At 63.4% G+C, this 21,229-nt stretch carries 15 protein-coding genes; 4 read left to right on the top strand and 11 right to left on the bottom strand.

Features of this window, described 5'->3' with window-relative positions:
• Positions 1-19: 19 nt before the first annotated feature.
• The 3 genes from ABUK12_RS24860 to yieE all read right to left on the bottom strand — a co-directional run bounded on the left by ABUK12_RS24860 (position 20) and on the right by yieE (position 3,947).
• The gene (locus ABUK12_RS24860; RefSeq protein WP_410014315.1) at positions 20-1,117 is read right to left on the bottom strand and encodes an oxidoreductase; all 1,098 of its coding nucleotides are present in this window, start codon (positions 1,115-1,117) and stop codon (positions 20-22) included.
• A 234-nt stretch (positions 1,118-1,351) separates the two neighbouring features.
• Positions 1,352-2,875 carry an amino acid permease gene (locus ABUK12_RS24855; protein ID WP_410014314.1) on the bottom strand — a complete coding sequence of 508 codons (1,524 nt, stop codon included), beginning with the start codon at positions 2,873-2,875 and terminating at the stop codon, positions 1,352-1,354.
• A gap of 187 nt (positions 2,876-3,062) precedes the next feature.
• On the bottom strand, positions 3,063-3,947 hold the full coding sequence (gene yieE / locus ABUK12_RS24850; RefSeq protein ID WP_410014313.1) for a DNA-binding transcriptional regulator YeiE: 885 nt from the start codon (positions 3,945-3,947) through the stop codon (positions 3,063-3,065).
• Positions 3,948-4,072: 125 nt separating this feature from the next.
• Here yieE and ABUK12_RS24845 point away from each other — a divergent pair, with 125 nt between their 5' ends.
• Together ABUK12_RS24845 and nfo are read left to right on the top strand one after the other, a co-directional pair.
• Positions 4,073-5,146, top strand: a complete 1,074-nt coding sequence (locus tag ABUK12_RS24845) for a YeiH family protein (protein ID WP_410014312.1) — start codon at positions 4,073-4,075, stop codon at positions 5,144-5,146.
• Between the two features lie 74 nt (positions 5,147-5,220).
• Complete coding sequence (gene nfo / locus ABUK12_RS24840) at positions 5,221-6,078, top strand: deoxyribonuclease IV (protein ID WP_410014311.1); 858 nt, start codon at positions 5,221-5,223, stop codon at positions 6,076-6,078.
• A gap of 74 nt (positions 6,079-6,152) precedes the next feature.
• Here the strand turns inward: nfo and narI are convergent, their stop codons facing one another.
• The 5 genes from narI to ABUK12_RS24815 form a co-directional block, all read right to left on the bottom strand.
• The gene (gene narI / locus ABUK12_RS24835) at positions 6,153-6,830 is read right to left on the bottom strand and encodes a respiratory nitrate reductase subunit gamma (protein WP_410014310.1); all 678 of its coding nucleotides are present in this window, start codon (positions 6,828-6,830) and stop codon (positions 6,153-6,155) included.
• A 2-nt stretch (positions 6,831-6,832) separates the two neighbouring features.
• Positions 6,833-7,618 carry a nitrate reductase molybdenum cofactor assembly chaperone gene (gene narJ, locus ABUK12_RS24830; RefSeq protein WP_410014309.1) on the bottom strand — a complete coding sequence of 262 codons (786 nt, stop codon included), beginning with the start codon at positions 7,616-7,618 and terminating at the stop codon, positions 6,833-6,835.
• Positions 7,611-9,152, bottom strand: coding sequence for a nitrate reductase subunit beta (gene narH, locus ABUK12_RS24825; RefSeq protein WP_410014308.1), 1,542 nt, complete (start codon positions 9,150-9,152; stop codon positions 7,611-7,613). Before narH ends, narJ begins: the two co-directional genes overlap by 8 nt.
• Positions 9,149-12,931 carry a nitrate reductase subunit alpha gene (locus tag ABUK12_RS24820; RefSeq protein ID WP_410014307.1) on the bottom strand — a complete coding sequence of 1,261 codons (3,783 nt, stop codon included), beginning with the start codon at positions 12,929-12,931 and terminating at the stop codon, positions 9,149-9,151. Before ABUK12_RS24820 ends, narH begins: the two co-directional genes overlap by 4 nt.
• 85 nt (positions 12,932-13,016) lie before the next feature.
• Positions 13,017-14,441: a NarK family nitrate/nitrite MFS transporter gene (locus ABUK12_RS24815; RefSeq protein WP_410014306.1), complete on the bottom strand. Its 1,425-nt coding sequence runs from the start codon at positions 14,439-14,441 to the stop codon at positions 13,017-13,019.
• Between the two features lie 326 nt (positions 14,442-14,767).
• On the opposite strand from ABUK12_RS24815, the gene ABUK12_RS24810 reads away from it, so the two are divergent.
• On the top strand, positions 14,768-16,663 hold the full coding sequence (locus ABUK12_RS24810) for an ATP-binding protein (RefSeq protein ID WP_410016772.1): 1,896 nt from the start codon (positions 14,768-14,770) through the stop codon (positions 16,661-16,663).
• Positions 16,664-16,675: 12 nt separating this feature from the next.
• Positions 16,676-17,326 carry a two-component system response regulator NarL gene (gene narL, locus ABUK12_RS24805; RefSeq protein WP_410014305.1) on the top strand — a complete coding sequence of 217 codons (651 nt, stop codon included), beginning with the start codon at positions 16,676-16,678 and terminating at the stop codon, positions 17,324-17,326.
• A gap of 86 nt (positions 17,327-17,412) precedes the next feature.
• On the opposite strand, the gene fruA is transcribed toward narL, so the two are convergent.
• Genes fruA through fruB form a run of 3 tightly spaced genes read right to left on the bottom strand, consistent with a single transcriptional unit; the run spans position 17,413 to position 21,193 of the window.
• On the bottom strand, positions 17,413-19,110 hold the full coding sequence (fruA, locus tag ABUK12_RS24800) for a PTS fructose transporter subunit IIBC (RefSeq protein ID WP_410014304.1): 1,698 nt from the start codon (positions 19,108-19,110) through the stop codon (positions 17,413-17,415).
• Entirely contained in the window at positions 19,107-20,063 is a 957-nt protein-coding gene (fruK, locus tag ABUK12_RS24795; protein ID WP_162368505.1) for a 1-phosphofructokinase, read from the bottom strand. Before fruK ends, fruA begins: the two co-directional genes overlap by 4 nt.
• The gene (gene fruB, locus ABUK12_RS24790) at positions 20,060-21,193 is read right to left on the bottom strand and encodes a fused PTS fructose transporter subunit IIA/HPr protein (protein WP_410014303.1); all 1,134 of its coding nucleotides are present in this window, start codon (positions 21,191-21,193) and stop codon (positions 20,060-20,062) included. The genes fruK and fruB overlap by 4 nt, the downstream gene beginning before the upstream one ends.
• Positions 21,194-21,229: the final 36 nt, after the last annotated feature.

Below are 21,229 nucleotides of genomic sequence, written 5' to 3'. Positions count from 1 at the left end.
TCCCTTTTACCCGCCATGCTTACGCTGCCGCACCGGCGGCGACAGCCTCGACGTCGCGCAGCGCCTGCAGCACAATAGCCTCGTTTAAAGCGATCGGCACCAGATGGATGGATTCTCCCGGCTGGAGCGTGCGGGCAATGAGCTGGCCGACGGCGTCGCGGTCGTTGATATCCACGCGCATGGCCGCCAGCGACGTCGGCAGGCCGAAGCGGCTCCAGGCGGCGCTGAGCGCGCGCAGGACGTCATGTTGTCCCAGCAGGGCGCACTGGACCAGGATGCCGTAGGCGACTTTGGTGCCATGCAAAAAGGACGCGGTGGCGGGCAGCGCCGTTAAGCCGTTATGGACCGCGTGCGCGGCGGCCACCCGCGTGTAGCGTTCGCCCAGGCCGCCCACCATGCCGCCGGCGGCGATAATGGCGTCCACCACATCAAGAAAATCCTGGCTTAGCTCGCCCCGGTCCAGCGCCGTCAGCGCCGCGGCGCTTTGGTTGAGCAGCACATCGCGCGCCGCCAGCGCGGTCTGGAGCCCCAGGCGTACGGTAAGCGGCAGTTTTTCCGGTTCGGGACTGAGCACCACCGCCTCATACCATTTCGCCAGCGTATCGCCGATGCCCGCCAGCAGGTAAGCTTTCGGCGCCGCCAGGATAATGCGCGGCTCCACCAGTACCAGGTGGTTGGCATCGGCGAAGATTTCAAAGCGCAGGGCTTGCCCGGCGTCGTCGTACCAGACCGAGAGCGGCGTCCAGGCGGCGCAGGTGGCGGCGATGGTGGGGATAGCCACCAGCGGGATGCCCAGGCGACGGGCCACCACCTTGGCGGTATCCAGCACCGCCCCGCCGCCGACGCCTATCACCACGCGGCGGTCGCCGCCGGCCCGGCGCGCCAGATCCGCAACGTCGCGCTCGCTGCAATGGCCGGCAAAACCGATGCGCACCGCGCCGGGGGCGTCAAAGGACGCCGGCAGGTAGGCGCGCGCCGCCGCCAGCGCCCGTTCGCCGTAAATCCAGACCGCGTTCGCCAGCACGTCCGCAGGATAGAAATGGACCAGCTGTTCGATGGCGCCGGGGTAGGAATAGTAATTATCGGGAGATACCTGTACACGGATTGCGTATGACATGCCTTGGCCTGTATAAAACCGCGCGCCGTGCGAACTGACCTAGCCGACCCGGCCCGCGCTGGAATGGGAAGAATATCTTATTGGGTATCCGGGCAATGGGTAAGCATTTTTTCGGCATATAAAAAGCCAATCGCGCTATAAACCCAGGCCGGCGCGCCGCCCGGGATCACCCGAGGGGACGACGCGCGCGACAGGCCGGGCGGACGGTGGGCGCATCATTCGCCGTCCCGCGGCTCAGCTCTCCGAGCGCAGGGGCGCGGGCGCTGCTGCGGCGTCCTGGCGTTCAGCGGCATCGGGCCGGGCGGGGAAAATCATCTCCCGATAAGGCACCAGGCGCGAGCCGTGGCTCCATTTGTAACCCAGCCAGATAACCAGGAACAGCGGGATGCCGATATAGGTGGCGGTGACGCTGTACCAGTCGATGCGATCCTGTAAAAACGCCTGGTAGTTTTGCCCGAGCGTGATAAGCAGGCACAGCACAAAGGCGAAAATCGGCCCCAGGGGAAAAAAGCCCGAGATATACGGCAGGTCGCTGAGCCGGCGGCCCTGGATAATATACCCTTTACGAAAGCGGTAATGGCTGATGGCGATGCCCAGCCAGGCGATAAAGCCGGTCATGCCGGAGGTATTAAGCAGCCACAGGTAGACCGTCTGGTTGCCGTACATCGAGGTCAGAAAGCACAGGCCGGCCATGATGGTGGTCAGGTAGAGCGCGTTGCGCGGCACCCCGCCCCGGGATAACTTGGCGAAGATTTTCGGCGCCTTGCCTTCGCAGGCCAGCATATACAGCATGCGGGTGGAGGCATACATGCCGGAGTTGCCGGCCGAAAGCACGGCGGTCAGGATCACCGCGTTCATTACGGCGGCGGCGGAGAGCAAACCGGCGTTGCGGAACACCAGCGTAAACGGACTGACGGTAATATCCTTGACGTCGTTGCGCAGCAGGTTCGGGTCGGTATAGGGGATGATCAGGCTGATGATCAGGATGGCCAGCACGTAGAACAGCAGGATACGCCAGAACACCTGGCGCACCGCGCGCGGAATATTCTTGCCCGGATCGGCGGACTCGCCGGCGGCGACGCCGATAAGCTCGGTGCCCTGGAAAGAGAAACCGACAATCATCGCCACCCCGATCATCGCCGGGAACCCGCCGGCGAAAGGCGCGTCCCCCACCTGCCAGTTATGCCAGCCCGCACCCTCGCCGCCGCGCAGGATACCGGCAATCATCAGTACGCCCACGGCGATAAATATCACCACCGTGACCACTTTGATCAGTGAAAACCAGTATTCCGCCTCGCCGAAGCCCTTGACCGAAATGGCGTTAAGCAAAAACATAATGGCAAGGAATATGGCGCTCCAGATCCAGCCGGGCACCGTGGGGAACCAGTAGTTCATTACCAACTGCGAGGCCACCAGATCGACGGCGATGGTCACCGCCCAGTTGTACCAGTAGTTCCAGCCCAGCGCAAAACCGAACCCTTCCTCGACGTAGCGCGCGCCGTAGGTGGCGAACGAGCCGGATACCGGCATGTAGGCCGCCAGTTCGCCCAGGCTGGTCATCAGGAAATAAACCATCAGGCCTATCAGGATATAGGAGAGCAGCGCGCCGCCGGGACCCGCCTGGGAGATGGTCGCCCCGGAGGCGACAAACAGCCCGGTGCCGATGGAGCCGCCGATGGCGATCATGGTCAGGTGGCGTGCCTTAAGTTCACGCCGCAGGCCCGGCGCGGCCTGGGGTTCGATGCGGTTTTGCAGCATGGTTGTTCAGTCTGTCCGTACAAAAATCGAGGGCGGATTGTAACAAATCAGGCGGCGGGGGATAGCGCAACGCGCCGGTTATAAGAGACCTTCATGATCGGCAGGGAATTATAAGCAATACGGCGGAAGATTGCCGCTTTTTGCCGCGGCCGCCGGTCCGGGACGGTGGCGCGACATCGCCGGACGCTCAGCGCGGGAGCATGTCGAACTGGCGGCAGTAGTCCTGGAAACGAGCCAGCGCCTGGGAAAGGTGTTTTTGCCGGTGATGCACCAGGTAAAGCGTGCGCATCAGCGGCGGCAGCGGCAGATCCAGCGTAACCAGGGTGCCGAGCGCCAGCGCCTCCGCCACCACCCGCCGCGACAGGCAACTGATGCCCAGGCCGTGGCGCACCGCGTGCTTGATGGCTTCCGAATTGCCGAGTTCCATGACCGGCAGAAAGCTTGGCAGCCGGGCCAGCAGCAGGTAATCGACGATTTCCCGGGTGCCCGATCCCTGCTCGCGCAGGATCCAGGGCGCGCCGGCCAGCTCCGCCAGCGCCAGCCGGCGTCCCGCCAGCGGATTATCCGGCGCGGCAAACGCCACCAGCTCATCCTGCAGCCAGGGCTGGGTAACCAGATCCGGATTGTGGCTCGGCCCTTCAATCAAGCCCAGGTCGACGCGAAAATCAATGACGGCATTTACCACGTCCTGGCTGTTGCCCACCTGCAGCTCCAGCGAGGTGTCGGGATAATCGCGGCGATAGCCGGCAATCAATTCCGGCAGGATATAGTTGCCGATGGTGCTGCTGGCGAACAGGCGCAGCGCGCCGTTGCCGCCATGGAACAATTGCTCGATTTCCATCACCCGCTCCAGCAGCGCCATCGCCTTGGGATACAGCAGGCGGCCGTGCTCGTTAATCGCCAGCCGTTTGCCCACCCGATCGAACAGCTGCAGGTTCAGCTGGCTTTCCAGCTCGGTCAGCGCCGCGCTGACGGCGGACTGGGACAACGCCAGCGCCAGGGCGGCCTGGATGGTGGAGCCGCTTTTAACCACTTCGGTAAAGACTTCAAGCTGGCGCAGGGTGATATGCATCAGATACGGGTTCCTTGGCGTGACGCTTAACCACTAATAACGATAGGTTATAAACATATAATCAATTTCTCTTTTATGCCAGCGCCCATTACCCTGTTTTTATCCGGGAATAGAGGAGCGAAACGATGTTATCCCTGCGCCATGAAAAGTTATTACCCCCGATCCGCCTGGCCGGGCGCCGCCTGTCCGGCCTGTTGCTGGCGGCGGCCATTACCCTGGCGGCCATACGCGCCGGCGACCTGCCCGCCGTTGCCGGCCTGGGGCTTGGCGCACTGACGCTGGCGATACTGGCGGGCATGGTGCTGGGCAATATCATCACGCCGGCCTGGCTTCATCAGTGTGACCCCGGCGTGCAGTTCGCCCGGCAGCGGCTGCTGCGCCTGGGCATTATCCTGTATGGTTTTCGCCTGACTTTCCAGCAAATCGGCGCTGTCGGCGCCACCGGGGTGGTGATTGATGTGCTGATGCTGTCCTCGACCTTTTTGCTGGCCTGCCGGCTGGGATGCCGGGGGCTGGGGCTGGACCGGCAGACCGCCATGCTTATCGGCGCCGGCAGCAGCATCTGCGGCGCGGCGGCGGTGCTGGCCACCGCGCCGGTGCTGAAAGCGGAGGCGGATAAAACCGCCGTGGCGGTGGCGACGGTGGTGCTGTTCGGCACCGCCGCCCTCTTTCTCTATCCGGCGCTGTTTGCGCTGAATGCGCATTATCACTGGCTGAGCGTCAGCGCCACCGCCTTCGGTATTTATACCGGTTCCACCCTGCACGAGGTGGCGCAGGTGGTGGCGGCGGGCCATGCCGTCGGTCCGGAGGCGGAAAACGCGGCGGTGATCAGCAAAATGATCCGGGTGATGCTGCTGGCCCCGTTCCTGCTGCTGCTGTCGGCCTGGCTGCGGCGGCGCACGCCAGGGGCCCATGGCCCGGCCGGCGCCCCCCTCGCGTTTCCCTGGTTTGCCCTGGGATTTATCGCGGTGGCCGGCGTGAACTCGTTGCAGCTGTTGCCGCCACGGCTTATCGCGGCCATCACCACCCTGGATACCTGGCTGCTGGCCATGGCAATGGCCGCCCTGGGGCTGACCACGCATATCGGGGCGCTTAAACGCGCCGGGCTGCGGCCGCTACTGCTGGCGCTGGCGTTGTTTCTCTGGCTGATGGCGGGCGGCGCCCTGGTGAACGCCGCCGTACAGCGCCTGCTGAGCTAAAAGGGATGTTTTTTTCCCTTTCGGGCGTTTTAGCGGCATTATCAGTGCGATAATAACGTCAAAAAGGAGAAGACATGAAGTATATAGGTGCCCATGTAAGCGCGGCGGGCGGCGCGGACCAGGCGGTTATCCGCGCCCACGAACTGGACGCGACGGCGTTTGCGTTATTTACCAAAAACCAGCGGCAATGGAAAGCGGCGGAACTGAGCGACGAGGATTGCGAAAAATTTCGCGCCGCCTGCGCGAAATATGATTTTTCTCCCGATCAGATCCTGCCCCACGACAGTTACCTGATTAACCTGGGACACCCGGTGGCGGACGCGCTGGAAAAATCCCGCGACGCCTTTATCGACGAACTGACCCGCTGCCAGCAGTTGGGGCTGACGCGGCTGAATTTCCATCCCGGCAGCCATTTACAGCAAATTGACGAGGAAACCTGCCTGGCGCGCATCGCCGAGTCGATTAACATCGCGCTGGAACGCACCCAGGGCGTGACGGCGGTGATCGAGAACACCGCCGGCCAGGGCAGTAACCTGGGGTTTCGCTTTGAACACCTGGCGGCGATTATCGACGGGGTAGAGGATAAAAGCCGCGTGGGCGTGTGCATCGATACCTGCCACGCCTTTGCCGCCGGCTACGATTTACGTACCGAGGATGCCTGCAGCCATACCTTTAGCCAGTTTGAGCATATCGTCGGCTTTTCCTACCTGCGCGGCATGCATCTGAACGATGCCAAAAGCGCGTTCAACAGCCGGGTGGATCGCCATCACAGCCTGGGGGAAGGCAATATCGGCAAAACCGCGTTCGAGTGGATCATGGCCGATCAGCGCTTTAACGCTATCCCGATGATCCTGGAGACCGTTGAGCCGGCGATCTGGGCGCAGGAAATCGCCTGGCTGAAATCCCTGGACCCGGATCGGCGCGAAGCCTAACGGTCCCGGCCGGCGATCGGCAATGCGCGGCGCCGGACCGCACAAGCCCGGGCGCCGGCACCGGCGAAGTTGCGTTAGCGCCGGTTGCGCACCACCTGGTAGCGCCGCGTCAGGTATTCCACCGGCGCGCTCCAGATATGCACCAGCCGGCAGAACGGAAACAGCACGAACAGCGTCATGCCGAGGATCATATGCAGCCGGTAGATAACCGCCACGCCCTCAAGGTGCGCCGACGCGCCGGGGTGGAAAGTGACCACCGCCTGCGCCCAGCCCACCAGCTTCATCATCTCCGCACCGTCCATATGCCTGCCGGATACCGGAATGGTGAGCAGCCCGAGGATCACCTGGACCACCAGCAGGGTCAGGATCAGGATATCCCCGACGCTCGAGGTGGCGCGGATGCGCGGATTAAGCAACCGGCGTTTTAACAGCAGGCCGCCGCCCACCAGGGTCAGGATGCCGCAAACGCCCCCCGCCCCCATCGCCATTTTCTGCTTTAGCGCTACGGACAAAAACGGCTCATAGACCCAGTGCGGCGTCAGCAGGCCGAACAGATGACCGAAAAAAATACCCAGGATGCCGATATGGAACAGATTGGACGCCAGGCGCATCCCTTTTTTATCCAGCATCTGGCTGGAGCCGGCGCGCCAGCTGTACTGGCCATAATCGTAGCGCAGCCAGCTGCCGGCCAGGAAGATGGTGCCGGCTACATAGGGATAGATATCAAAAAAGAACAGATTGAGAAACGACATGGCTAGTCTCCTTTCTTATCGGTGGCGCGCCGGGGCGCGTCAACCGCGGCGCCGCTGTGCGCGCGGCCGCGGGCCGGGCCGGGAGCGGCGCTGAAATCACTGCTCAGGTACTGCGGGATCACCGCGCCGGCAAACCGGCGCTGATGGCGGACCTGTTCGCCGGAGGCGCAGTCCGGCGGGGCGAGGAATTTAACCTGTTCCTCCTCCCAGACCGCGTCCAGCGCCGCCGGGGTATCGTCCCGCGCCTCAAGGGCGACGTTGTTATCCAGGCTGGCGCCGCGCAACTCGCTGCCGGAGATCGCCAGCAGCATGTCGAACAGCAGGGCATAATGGTTAGACCGCGCCCGCAGCCGGGCGCCGAGCAGCGCCAGGATGGGCGCGATATCCCCCAGACCCTCGCGGCCCGCCGCCTGGTCGCGGCTGGAGAGATATTCCAGATAGAGCGGCAGGAAATCAGGCAGTTCGCGGCTGTCCAGCGCCAGGCCGGCAGCCCGGTACTGCGCCAGCAAATCCACCATCGCCTGGCCGCGATCGCGCGATTCGCCGTGCACATGCTCGAAGAGCAGCAGCGAGGTGGCGCGGCCGCGATCGAACAGGCCGCAGTAAGCCTCCTGCGCGTCGAGCAGCGGTTGGGCGCAAAAATCGCCGATAAACCCGATCAGGCGGGCCGCCTGCCGCAGGGTTAATTCCCCGGCGCCGCCCAACGCCGCGATCAGTTCCTCCCGCGCGGCCCAAAGGGGCTCGTCCGGATAATCCAATAAACGTCCGATAATCTTCAGGCTAATCATGGGGGGTGCCGCCGGTTTTTACGCTGACGTCAATGGCGTCGATGCGCTTGCTGTTAAACAGATTAAAACGGGTATTGCTGCCGTGGCAGCCGTCGCCGAAGCTGAAACCGCAGCCCTTGCTTTCCGGGAACGCGTCGCGGGCCAGCTCGCGGTGGCTAGAGGGGATGACAAAGCGGTCCTCATAGTTGGCGATGGCCAGGTAGCGGTACATTTCCCGCGCCTGGGCCTCGGACAGGCCGACCTGCTCCAGCGCGCTGGTGTCCACCCGGCCCTCCACCGTTTCGGCGCGCTTATAGTGGCGCATCGCCAGCAGGCGGCGCAGCGCCAGCAGCACCGGAGCGGTATCGCCGGCGGTGAGCAGGTTGGCCAGGTACTGCACCGGGATGCGCAGGCTTTCCACGTCCGGCAGCACGCCGCTGTGCGGTAAGGCGCCCGCGTCGTCGGCGGACTGGATGGGCGACAGCGGCGGCACGTACCAGACCATCGGCAGCGTGCGGTATTCCGGATGCAGCGGCAGCGCCAGCTTCCAGTCTATGGCCAGCTTATAGACCGGTGATTTCTGCGCCGCCTCGATCACCCCCTGGGGAATACCGTCCGCCAACGCCTGCGCCACCACCGCCGGATCCTGCGGGTCGAGGAAGATATCCAGCTGGCTTTGGTAGAGATCCCGCTCCTGCCCGGCGGCGGCGGCCTGTTCTATCCGATCGGCGTCGTACAGCAGCACGCCCAGGTAGCGGATGCGCCCGACGCAGGTCTCCGAGCAGACGGTCGGCTGGCCGGCCTCGATGCGCGGATAGCAGAAAATGCATTTTTCCGACTTGCCGCTTTTCCAGTTGAAGTAGATTTTTTTATAGGGACAGCCGGTCAGGCACATGCGCCAGCCCCGGCAGCGCTCCTGGTCGATAAGCACGATACCGTCCTCTTCGCGCTTGTAGATGGCCCCGCTCGGGCAGGTGGCCACGCAGGCCGGGTTCAGGCAATGCTCGCACAGGCGCGGCAGGTACATCATAAAGGTGTGTTCAAACTGGCCGTACATGGCCGTTTGCATATGCTCGAAGTTTTTGTCCCTGGCGCGATGCTCGAATTCGCCGCCGAGGATTTCCTCCCAATTGGGGCCGCCGGTGATTTTTTTCATCCGCCGCCCGGTAATCAGCGAACGGGGACGGGCGACGGGCTGATGCTTGCCCGCCGCCGCGGTGTGCAGATGCTGGTAGTCGTAATCAAAGGGCTCATAATAATCGTCGATTTCCGGCGCGTGGGGATTGGCGAAAATGTTCGCCAATATGCCCACCCTGCCGCCCATGCGCGGCTGCAGCCTGCCGTTGATCTTACGGATCCAGCCACCCCGCCATTTATCCTGGTCCTCCCAGGCGTGGGGGTAACCTATGCCCGGTTTGCTTTCGACGTTATTGAACCAGGCGTATTCCATGCCTTCGCGGCTGGTCCAGACGTTTTTGCAGGTCACTGAGCAGGTGTGGCAGCCGATACATTTGTCGAGGTTCAGCACCATGCCGACCTGGGAACGGATTTTCATTGTGCTTTCTCCTGCGGGCGGTGGGTGCCGGCGAGCGCATTGCCCTGCGCATCATCGTTATGTTCGTCGTCCAGCCAGTCGATACGGTCCATTTTGCGCACCACCACGAACTCGTCGCGGTTGGAGCCGACGGTGCCGTAATAATTAAAGCCGTAGGCCAGCTGGGCATAACCGCCAATCATATGGGTGGGCTTGGGACAGACCCGCGTAACGGAGTTATGGATACCGCCGCGCTGGCCGGTGATTTCCGAGCCGGGAATATTCACGATGCGCTCCTGGGCGTGGTACATCATGGTCATGCCCGCCGGCACGCGCTGGCTGACCACCGCGCGGGCAATCAGCGCCCCGTTGGCGTTGAACGCCTCGATCCAGTCGTTATCGATGATGCTCAGCTCGCGGGCGTCGTCTTCGCTCAGCCAGACAATCGGCCCGCCGCGCGACAGGGTCAGCATCAGCAGGTTGTCGCTGAAGGTGGAGTGAATGCCCCATTTCTGGTGCGGCGTGAGGAAGTTCAGCGCTTTTTCCGGGTTGCCGTTGGGCTTGGCGTTAAGCAGCGGCGCCGCGGCGCGGGTATCAATGGGCGGGCGGTACACCAGCAGGCTTTCGCCAAAGGCGCGCATCCATTCATGATCCTGGTACAGCTGCTGGCGGCCGGAGAGCGTGCGCCAGGGGATAAGCTCATGCACATTGGTATAACCGGCGCTGTAGGAGACATGCTCATCCTCCAGCCCGGACCAAGTGGGGCTGCTGATAATCTTGCGCGGCTGGGCCTGCACGTCGCGAAAACGGATTTTCTCGTCTTCCTTGTTCAGCGCCAGATGACGGTGATCGCGCCCGGTCATGACGCCCAGCGCCGCCCAGGCTTTTACCGCCACCTGGCCGTTGGTCTCCGGCGCCAGCGATAAAATCACCTCGGCGGCGTCGATGGCGGTATTGATATTGGGACGGCCGGCGGCGGCCCCCGTGGTTTTGGTCAGGTTGAGTTTTTTCAGGAAATCAATTTCCACCTGGGTGTTCCAGCCGATGCCTTTACCGCCGTTGCCAAGCTTGTCCAGCAACGGTCCAAGGGAGGTAAAACGCTCATAGGTATTCGGGTAATCCCGTTCCACCACCATGATATGCGGCGCGGTTTTACCGGGGATCAGCTCGCATTCCCCTTTTTTCCAGTCCTCCACGCCCAGCGGCTGGGCCAGTTCGGCGGCGGAATCGTGCTGGATAGGCAGGGTCACCACGTCGGTCTCCAGGCCCAGGTGCCCCTGGCAGACGCGCGAAAACGCCGCGGCGATGCCTTTATAGATCTCCCAGTCGCTTTTCGAATCCCAGGCCGGGTCCACCGCCGCCGACAGCGGATGGATAAAGGGATGCATATCGGACGTATTCAGATCGTCTTTTTCATACCAGGTGGCGGTGGGCAGCACGATATCGGAATACAGGCAGGTGCTGGACATGCGGAAATCCAGGGTCACCACCAGATCCAGTTTGCCTTCGCCGCCCTGCTCCCGCCATTCCACTTCTTCCGGCATAACGCCGCCCTGGCGCCCCAGATCCTCGCCCTGGATGCCGTTTTCGGTGCCCAGCAGGTATTTGAGCATATATTCATGGCCCTTGCCCGACGAGCCGAGCAGGTTGGAGCGCCAGACGAACAGGTTGCGCGGGAAATTCTGCGGCGCGTCGGGCTGCTCGGCGGCAAAACGCAGCGCCCCGCTTTTCAGGCCGGCCACGGTATAGTCCACCGGCGACAGGCCGGCATCCCGCGCTTTGGCGGCGATATGCAGCGGATTGACGTTCAGCTGCGGCGCGGAAGGCAGCCAGCCCATGCGCTCGGCGCGCACGTTAAAGTCGATCAGGCTGCCGGTAAAGCGCGCGGGGTCCGCCAGCGGCGACAGCAGTTCCTGCGGCGCCAGGGTTTCATAGCGCCATTGGCTGGAGTGATTATAGAAAAACGAGGTGCTGTTCATATGGCGCGGTGGACGCTGCCAGTCCAGGCCGAACGCCAGCGGCAGCCAGCCGGTCTGCGGCCGCAGCTTTTCCTGACCGACGTAGTGCGCCCAGCCGCCGCCGCTCTGGCCCACGCAGCCGCAGAACACCAGCATATTGATCAGGCCCCGGTAGCTCATGTCCATGTGATACCAGTGATTCAGCCCGGCGCCGACGATAATCATCGAACGGCCGTGGGTTTTATCGGCGTTATCGGCGAATTCGCGCGCGATGCGGGCGATATTGTGCCGCGACACGCCGGTGATCTTCTCCGCCCAGGCCGGGGTATAGGCTTTGATATCGTCGTAATCGCGCGCGCAGTTGTCGTCGCCCAGTCCGCGATCGAGGCCGTAGTTGGCCAGCATTAAATCGTAGATGCTGGTCACCAGCGCCTCGCCGCCGCCGGCAAGCGTAAGGCGCTTGACCGGCAGTTTATGCAACAGGATATCGTTGAGCGGCACCGGGCTGAAATGCTCGCTGGGCGTGCCGCCAAAGTACGGGAACCCCACCTCCACCACCTGGTCGTGGCGGCCCAGCAGGCTGAGCTGTAATTTCACCTCCTGCCCGCTGCCGCCGTCGCGCTGCTCCAGGTTCCATTTGCCCTGCTCGCCCCAGCGAAAGCCGATCGCCCCCTGCGGCGCCGTCAGCCCGCCGGTGTTTTCATCAATGGCCACGGTCTTCCACTGCGGGTTATTGTCCTGCCCCAGGCCGTCCACCAAATCGGCGGCGCGCAGCAGGCGGCCGGCGGCGTAAAATCCCTGGGGCCGGGGTTCGAGCAGCACCAGCATCGGCAGGTCGCTGTAGCGCCTGACATAATCGAGGAAATAGCTGCTTTGCCGCTGCAGGTAAAACTCGCGCAAAATCACATGGCCCATCGCCAGCGCCATGGCGCTGTCGGTGCCCTGTTTCGGGCTGAGCCATTGGTCGCACAGCTTGGCGATTTCGGCGTAATCGGGCGTCACCGCCACGGTCTTGGTGCCTTTATAGCGGGCCTCGGTAAAAAAGTGGGCGTCCGGGGTGCGTGTTTGCGGCACGTTGGAGCCCCAGGCGATGATATACGATGAGTTATACCAGTCGGCGGATTCCGGCACGTCGGTTTGCTCGCCCCAGGTCATCGGCGAGGCTGGCGGCAGATCGCAATACCAGTCGTAGAAACTCAGGCAGACGCCGCCTATCAGGGAAAGATAGCGCGCGCCGGCGGCATAGGAAATCATCGACATGGCCGGGATCGGCGAAAAACCGATAATGCGATCCGGGCCATAGGTCTTGGCGGTATAGACATTGGCGGCGGCGATCAGCTCATTCACCTCGGCCCAGCTGGAGCGGATAAAGCCGCCGCGTCCGCGCGCCTGCTTATAGGCCCGGGTGGCCGCCGCGTCGCTCATGATGGCGGCCCAGGCGTCCACGGGATCGGCGTGCCGCGCGCGGGCTTCGCGCCAAAGGGTGAGCAGCAGCTTACGCATCAGCGGATACTTCAGCCGGTTGGCGCTGTAGAGGTACCAGGAATAGCTTGCTCCCCGGGGACAGCCGCGCGGCTCATGGTTCGGCAGGTCCGGGCGGGTGCGCGGATAATCGGTCTGCTGGGTTTCCCAGGTGACCAGCCCGCTTTTGACATAAATTTTCCAGCTGCATGAACCGGTGCAGTTTACCCCATGGGTGGAGCGCACGATCTTGTCATGCTGCCAGCGGCTGCGGTAGCCTTCCTCCCAGTCGCGATTGGTGTTCATCGCCTGGCCGTGCCCGTCGGCAAAGGTCTGGTCCAGCTGTTTGAAATAACGGAACCGGTCGAGAAAATGGCTCATCGGATGTTCTCCTGCAAGACAGGTCCCGTGGACCTGCGGTCAAAATACGAGCCCGGACGCCGCGCAATCGCCGGCGCCCAGGTCCTCAACGTGGTTTTTTGGTCGCCATGCCGCGATGGAGGTTGCGGCCGTAAACCAGCCACGTGACCAGCACGCACACCACATAAAACGCCAGGAATACTTTCATCGCGCCGGCCGGCGAACCGGTCAGGGCCAGCGAGGTGCCGAAAGCCTGGGGAATAAAAAATCCCCCCGCCGCGCCGATGGCGGAGATAAAGCCCAGCGAGGCGGCGGATTCCGTGGCCGCTTCACGCTGCGCCTCGTCGTCGCTGCCGCCCCGCGCCTTGACCCGGTCCAGGGTAAGCTTGCGCAGGATCACCGCGATCATCTGGAAGGTGGAGCCGCTGCCGAGCCCCGCCGTCAGAAACAGCAGCATAAATACGGTGAAAAAAGCGGCGAACGAGCCGTCCTGTCCATTGGACGGCAGGGTCAGGAACAGCAGAGCGGCAAACAGGGCCATCAGCACAAAGTTGACCAGGGTCACGCGGATGCCGCCCAGCCGATCGGACAGCGCTCCGCCGGCCGAACGCGCCAGCGCGCCGATCAGCGGACCAAAAAAGGCGTAATGCAGGATCTGCACCGCGGGAAACTGGGTCTTCGACAGCATGGCGAAACCGGCGGAAAAGCCGATAAACGAACCGAAGGTCGCCAGGTAGAGAAAACTCAGGACCCACATATGGCCGCGCTTGAGCACCACCATTTGCTTACTCAGGGACGCCTTGGCGGTAGCCAGATCGTTCATGCCGAACCAGGCCGCCACGGCGGCAATCAGCAGCAGCGGCACCCACATCCAGGCGGCGTTTTCCAGAAATAGCCGGCTGCCGTCCGCCAGCACCCGCCCGGTGCCGCCAAAGACGGCGAACAGCGACGTGGAGATGACCAGCGGCGCGACCAGTTGCATCACGCTGACGCCCAGGTTGCCCATGCCGCCGTTCAACCCCAGCGCCCCGCCCTGGCGGGCCTTGGGGAAAAAGAAGCTGATATTGGCCATGCTGGAGGCGAAGTTGGCGCCGGCAAAGCCGCACAGCAGGGCGATGGCGATAAATACGCCGTAGGGCGTCAGCGGGTCCTGTACCGCCACGCCCAGCCACAGGCAGGGGATCACCAGAAACAGCGTGCTGATGGCCGTCCAGCGCCGCCCGCCCGCCAAAGGCACCATAAAGGAGTAGGGCACCCGCAGAATGGCGCCCGACACCGCCGGCAGCGCGGTAAGCAGAAACAGCCGATCGGTGGAAAAATTAAATCCCACTTTATTCAGGTTGACCGCCACGGCGCTGAACAGCATCCAGACGCAAAACGACAGCAGCAGGCAATAAATGGAGATCCAGAGATTGCGGCGGGCCACCGGCTGGCCGCGGGTGCGCCAGAACTCAGGCTGTTCCGGCTGCCAATCCTCGATTACGGCGCCCCGGCGGCGTGGTGCGGCGTCTGAACGGGAAAGTAGAGTCATAAAGTCCTCGGGCATGTAGGGGGATTCGTTGTGATATCCGCCACCCTAGGCAAGGCGGGGACGGGCGAACTTGATGCAAATCAAGGGATAACCCGTTAGCCGGCGCGGCGTCCGGCCGGTCCTATCATTTGTAAGTAGTGCTTTTTTTCCGGCAAGGCCCTATGATTCATCAGGTTATGGCCCGGCCACGAAGAGAGGGGTAACCCCCGCCCCGCTCACGGCTATTTGTGGGTACTCCTAAAGGGGTATAGGGTTAACGCCGGGGATCAGGAACAATGGCCCCATCCGCCGCTCGCCTGCGCTTGACCTGGGAACGCTGCCTTATGATCAAAGCTCTTTTCGCGCCGTTATCCATCGTCCAGCAGGTGGCGCTGCTGATGCTGCTGTCGGGCATATTGGGCATCGGCGGCATGAGCCTGTCGTTATGGATGGCGCAAAGCATGCAAGGCAACGCCCATGCCATCAATAAGGCCGGCTCGCTGCGCATGCAAAGCTACCGGCTGTTGTCGCGCGTGCCGCTGGATCAAAGCAGCGACCCCTTGCTCGCCGAACTGGAACGGGACCAGTTAAGCGACGATCTGCGCCAGCCGGTGAAGCGCGAAGGCCTGACCCCGCAGTACCTGGATTTGCGCGACCATTGGCACGGCACGCTTAAGCCGCTGCTGCTGCGGGCGCAGCGCCCCGCGGACGCCGCCCGGGGCGTTGCGGAGTTCGTGCGCCGGCTGGATGCGCTGGTGTCGGATCTCGATCGCAATACCGAGCGCCGGCTGGCGCTGGTGGCCCTGGTGCAGAAAATCATCATCGCCCTGACCCTGCTGGTGCTGACCGGCACCATCCTTTACCTGCGCCGCCGGCTGCTGCGTCCCTGGCGGCACCTGCTCAACCAGGCCAGAGCGGTAAGCCGCGGCGATTTTAGCCAGCGCTATCCGCTACCGCCCGGCGCTGAACCGGGCGGATATCATGAAATGGATCAGCTGGGCTTTACCCTGAACAGTATGTCGCAGTCGCTGTCGCAGATGTATACCGAGCTGGAGCAGCGGATCGCGGACAGCACCGCCGATTTGCGGCAAAAAAACCGCGTGCTGGATTTTCTCTATCGCGCCAGCCGGCAATTGCATACCGGCGCGCCTTTGCCCGGCCGCCTGCGACCGGTGCTGGAGGAATTGCAGACCCTGATCCCCTTGCGGGAAATCCAGATCCGGCTCTATGAAAACGATCGCGATCCCGGACTGGATGGCGTCCAGGCAGACGGCGAGGCGGCGGCGAACGATGCCGCACAACCGGTAAACGACGGGGCGGCACCGCCGGATGCCGGGGCGACAGCGATACAGGGCGGGATGGCCGACACCGCGGGCGGACCCGCGCCTGTCGATACGGCGCGGATTGCCGCCCGTCCGCCGGCGCCCGACTTAAGTGAAGCCGGGACGGAGCAGCTCAGCTGGCGCCTGCACGATAAATTAGGTCAATACGGCGTGATGCTGGCGCAGTATCCGCCGCGCCACAGGCTGGATGATACGCAGCGCCGGCTGGTGGCCACGCTTGTCGAACAGCTGACCAGCACCCTGGCGCTGGAACGCCAGGCCGAGCATCAGCAGCAGCTGATGCTGATGGCCGAGCGCACGGCCATTGCCGGCGAACTGCACGACAGCATCGCCCAGTCGCTCTCCTGCCTGAAGCTGCAAATAGGCGTCCTGCAAATGCAAAATACGCACGCCGCGCCTGAAAATCAGCTGCTGATGCAGCAAATGCGCGACGAGCTTAATACCGCCTACCGCCAGCTGCGCGAGCTGCTGACCACCTTTCGCCTGCGCCAGACGGAGCCGGGCCTGCGCGCGGCGCTGCAAACCACGGTGGAGGAATTTTCGGCGCGGCTGGGGTTCGCCGTTGAGTTCATCTATCGGCTGCCGGCGCAAGCCGTCTCGTCCCATCAGGCCATCCACCTGACGCAGATCGCGCGCGAAGCGTTAACCAATATCGTCAAACACGCCGGCGCCAGCCGGGTGACGCTTACCGCCGACCTGGAGGCGGATGCGCTGGTGCTCAGCATCCGTGACAACGGCCGCGGCCTGCCGGAGGAACATCAGCGCCAGCATCATTACGGCGTGGTTATCATGCAGGATCGCGCCAGGAACCTGCACGGCGACTGCCGGGTGGCGAATCTCCCCGGCGGCGGCGCCGAAGTACGGGTAACCGTGCCGCGGCAACCGGCATCATCCTATTAACAGGAACAGACCATGAGCGAATCCGACGTCGCCACGATTTTATTGATTGACGATCACCCGATGCTGCGCAGCGGCGTGCGGGCGCTTATCGGCATGGACCCCGGCCTGAAAGTGGTTGCCGAAGCCGCCAACGGCGAGCAGGGGGTGCTGTTGGCCGAAACGCTGGATCCGGATTTGATCCTGCTCGATTTAAAGATGCCGGGCATGAGCGGGCTGGATACGCTGGACTGCCTGCGCCGGCTGCCCCTTTCCGGGCGCATCGTCGTATTCAGCGTCTCGAACCATCAGGACGATGTGATTACCGCCCTGAAACGCGGCGCCGATGGTTACCTGCTGAAAGATATGGAGCCGGAAGATCTGCTGGCGGCCATCCGCCAGGCCGCGGCGGGCAGGATGGTATTAAGCGAGGCGCTGATGCCGGTGCTGGCGGCCGGCCTGCGCGATGACCGTCCCGGCAGCGCGCGGGATAGCGGGCAGTTGACGCCGCGCGAGCGCGATATCCTGAAGCTTATCGCCCACGGCCTGCCGAATAAAACCATCGCCCGCAGGCTCGATATCAGTGAAAGTACCGTGAAGGTACATGTGAAACATCTGCTGAAAAAAATGGGGTTGAAGTCACGGGTGGAGGCGGCGGTATGGGCGCTGCAAAGCAAGGTGTTCTGACGTGGCATTATAAAAAAACGCCCCGCGCGGGGCGTAAAAGAAGCATCGGCGCCCCGGAGCATGGGGCCCCGGGATGCCGGGCCGGGTCAGGCCAGCGCTTTCGCCAGTTCGGCGTCCGGACGTTTCAGTACCGAGTACATCACGCCCAGCAATAGGGTGCCCGCCGCGATGGCGACCAGGTAACTGAGCACCGGCGTAATGGCGCCCGGGATCAGCAGCACAAACATACCGCCGTGCGGCGCCATCAGCTTGGCGCCGAAGAACATCGACAGCGCGCCGGTGACGGCGCCGGAGATCATGGCAAGCGGGATCACCCGGAACGGATCGCGCGCGGCGAAGGGTATCGCGCCTTCGGAGATAAAGCACAGCCCGAGGACAAACGCGGCCTTGCCGGCCTCCCGTTCCGGTTTATCGAACTTATTGCGCGCCAGCAGGGTGGCGACCGCGATGCCCAGCGGCGGCACCATGCCGGCGGCCATAATCGCCGCCATCGGCGCATAGGTTTGCGTACTGAGCAAGGCGACGCCAAAGGCATAGGCGGCTTTGTTGATCGGCCCGCCCATATCGCTGCACATCATGGCGCCGAGGATGGCGCCCAGCAGTACGGCGTTGGCGGTGCCCATCGACTGCAGCCAGTTGGTCAGGCCGGTCAGGATCCTGGCCACCGGCGTGCCCACCACATAGATCATCACCAGACCGGTCACCAGGCTGGCGATTAACGGTATGATCAGTATCGGTTTCAGCGCCGCCATGCTTTGCGGCAAAGGCAATTTGGTGCTGATAAGCCTGGCCACGTAGCCGGCCAGAAAACCGGCGATAATACCGCCGATAAATCCGGCGCCGGTGCTGACCGCCAGCATACCGCCCACCAGGCCCGGCGTCAGGCCCGGACGGTCGGCGATGGAGAAGGCGATAAAGCCCGCCAGCACCGGTACCATCAGGGCGAACGCCGATTTACCGCCGATGGTCATCAGCGCCGAAGCCAGGGTTCCCGGCTGTTCAAAGGCATGGATGCCGAAAACAAAGGATAACGCGATGCACAGGCCGCCGGCCACCACCATCGGCAGCATATAGGAAACACCGGTCAGCAGATGGCGATACGGACCGGGAGAGGCTTTTTTGGTCTCGCCGGATTCAGTATTGCCGCCCTGCGCGGACGGCTGGTACACCTTGGCCTCCACCACCGCCTTATCCAGTTCCTGGGCGGTTTTTTTCAGCGCCAGGCCGGTACTGGTGCGATACATCGGTTTGCCGGCGAACTTGCTCAGATCCACCTCTATATCGGCGGCCACGATCACCAGGTCCGCCTGCTGCACTTCCTCGGCGGTGATGGCATTACCCGCCCCCACCGAGCCGCGGGTTTCCACCTTCACCCACCAGCCGCGTTTTTTGGCTTCGCCATCGATGGCTTCCGCCGCCATATAGGTGTGCGCCACGCCGGTCGGGCAGGCGGTGATGGCCACCAGCCGTTTGGGTCCGGTGGCGGCAAGCGCCGCCGCGGGCGCGGTGTCCGCCGGCGCCTGGTACAGGCTGGCCTCGGTCTTGGCGCGGGCGAGGAAAGCTTCCGGCTGGCTGGCCGCCTGGGACGGTTCGCCGGTAAACACCCGCTTGCCGTTCAGGGCGGCATCGGGGGTAAGGCCGCCCACCGCCACCACCAGTTCGGCGTCGGCGGCGGAGTCAACCAGGGTCAAACCCGCTTTCGGCGCGGCATCGACCAATATTTTTTTCACCAGGTGGCATCGTGCCTGCCCCAGCGAGCTGTCTATTTTCAGCAGCGTTTTCATTGTGCCTCCAACTGGTCATTAAACGGTTTTAAATCCACTCGGGCCATCATGGCGGCCAGCTGCGGCCGATCGGTGATGCCGACATTGCTTTGACTGACCGCCAAAGCCGCCACGGCGGTCGCCAGGCGTAACGTATGTTCACTGGACTCGCGCATCAGCAGGCCATAGATCAGGCCGCCCACCATGGAATCGCCGGCGCCGACGGTGCTGACCACTTCACAGGCCGGCGGCTTGGCCAGCCAGGCGCCCGAGGCGTTGACCCACAGCGCGCCTTCGGCGCCCAGTGAAATCACCACATGGGCGATGCCCTGCTCGCGCAGCGCATGGGCGGCCACCACCACGTCGGCCAGGGTGGGCAGCTTGCGGCCGGCCCAGATTTCCAACTCGCGCCGGTTGGGCTTGACCAGCCAGGGCGCGGCTTTCAGCCCGGCCACCAGCGCTTCGCGGCTGCTGTCGAAAATAATGCAGGGGCAGTGGCTGCGCAGCTTGATCATCCATTCAGTAAAGGCTTCCGGCGGCACGCCCGCCGGCAGGCTGCCGCTGACCGCCACCATATCGAACTGGCCCAGCCAGGTCAGCGAATCGTTGACAAAGCGTTCCCAGTCCTGCGGCGTGACGTTAAATCCGGAAAAATTGAAATCGGTCACGTCTCCCTGCTTCTCGGTCAGCTTGACGTTGATGCGGGTACGCCCCTGCACGACCTGGAAACGGTTGGCAATGCCCAGATCGCTAAACAGCAGTTGGAAACCGTCCTGGTTTTCCTTGCCGAGAAAGCCGCCGACGGTGACGTCGATGCCAAGATCCTTCAACACCTTGGCTACGTTTATCCCTTTTCCCGCCGCGTGCAGTCCGGTCGTTTGCACCAGGTTAACCTCCCCGCGTTCAATTTCGGGGCAATAGCCGACCAGGTCGTAAGCCGGGTTCAGCGTAATGGTGGCGACGCGTCTGCTCATGCCGCGCCCTCCCCGAGTCCCGCGGCAATCGCCGCGCCGATGGCTTGCAGCGCCTGTTCGGCGTCGGCGCCTTCAGCGGTGAAACGCAGGCGATGGCCGCTCTTCACGCCCAGGGCCACCACTTTCATCAGGCTGCGTCCATTGGCCGGTTTGCCGGACCCGTCCAGGTTGGTGACGGTAATGACGCTGTCGAACTGTTTGATCACGTTCACCAGGGCGGTGCCGGGGCGGGCGTGCAGGCCATGCTCGTTACGCACCACGAATTCCGCGCTTAATACCCCATCCGTCGCCGCGGCTTCGCCGCTGAGCAGGGCCAGCAGGGCGGGAGCGTCGGCGGTCAGCAGGCGGCTCGCCTCGCCGGCCAGCAGCAGGTCGCCGATGACGTTCAGCACGTCAAGCGGCCGATCGTCTGCCATGGCGACGGTAATCAGCAGCGCCACGCTTTCACCGTCCTCGACAAACGCCGTCGCCGGGCGACTGATCGCCACGGCGCTGGCCAGGTTGCCGCGCGTGCTGTCGTTCAGCCAGACGCCCTGCCCCAGGTTCAGCGGGCGGCCGCTGATGATATCGCTGACGAACGCGACGTCCACCGCGCCCGCCAGCTGCAGGCGGCCGGCATTGAGCGCCTTGAGGGTGACCATGTCGCCGGCGGGGACGCCCAGGGCCATCAGGGAGATATCGAACAGGAACGGCGCCGGCTGCTTTTCACCCGTCAGCGCGGCGCGCAGTTCTTCGGCCGACGTGGTGCTCGCCAGGCGCGCCGCCACGGCATCGTCGCTTAAGACATGGGTCAGCTGGCGCAGCAGCGCGAGATGCTCGTCGGAGCGCGCGGCGATGCCGATCACCACATAAGCCGTCTGGCCCTCGCCCCAGTCAATCCCCTGCGGAAACTGAAATACCTGCACGCCGGTGTTCAGCACCAGGTCGCGGGTATCCGTGGTACCGTGCGGGATGGCGATGCCGTTGCCTAAAAAAGTGGACGTCTGCTGCTCGCGCTTCATCATGCCGTCCACATACCCGGCGTCGACATAACCTGCCTGCGTCATGGCCGCGGCGATCTGGGCGATAGCCTCCGTCTTGCTCTGCGCCTGGGCGCCGAGATGAATATCTTTTAATGACAAATCAAACATATCTCTCCTCGCTTGCTGATATTGCTAATATTGAAT

It is taken from the genome of Sodalis sp. C49 (assembly GCF_046352915.1).
Lineage (GTDB): Bacteria > Pseudomonadota > Gammaproteobacteria > Enterobacterales > Enterobacteriaceae > Acerihabitans.
This window is presented reverse-complemented; position numbering and strand designations above follow the sequence as displayed.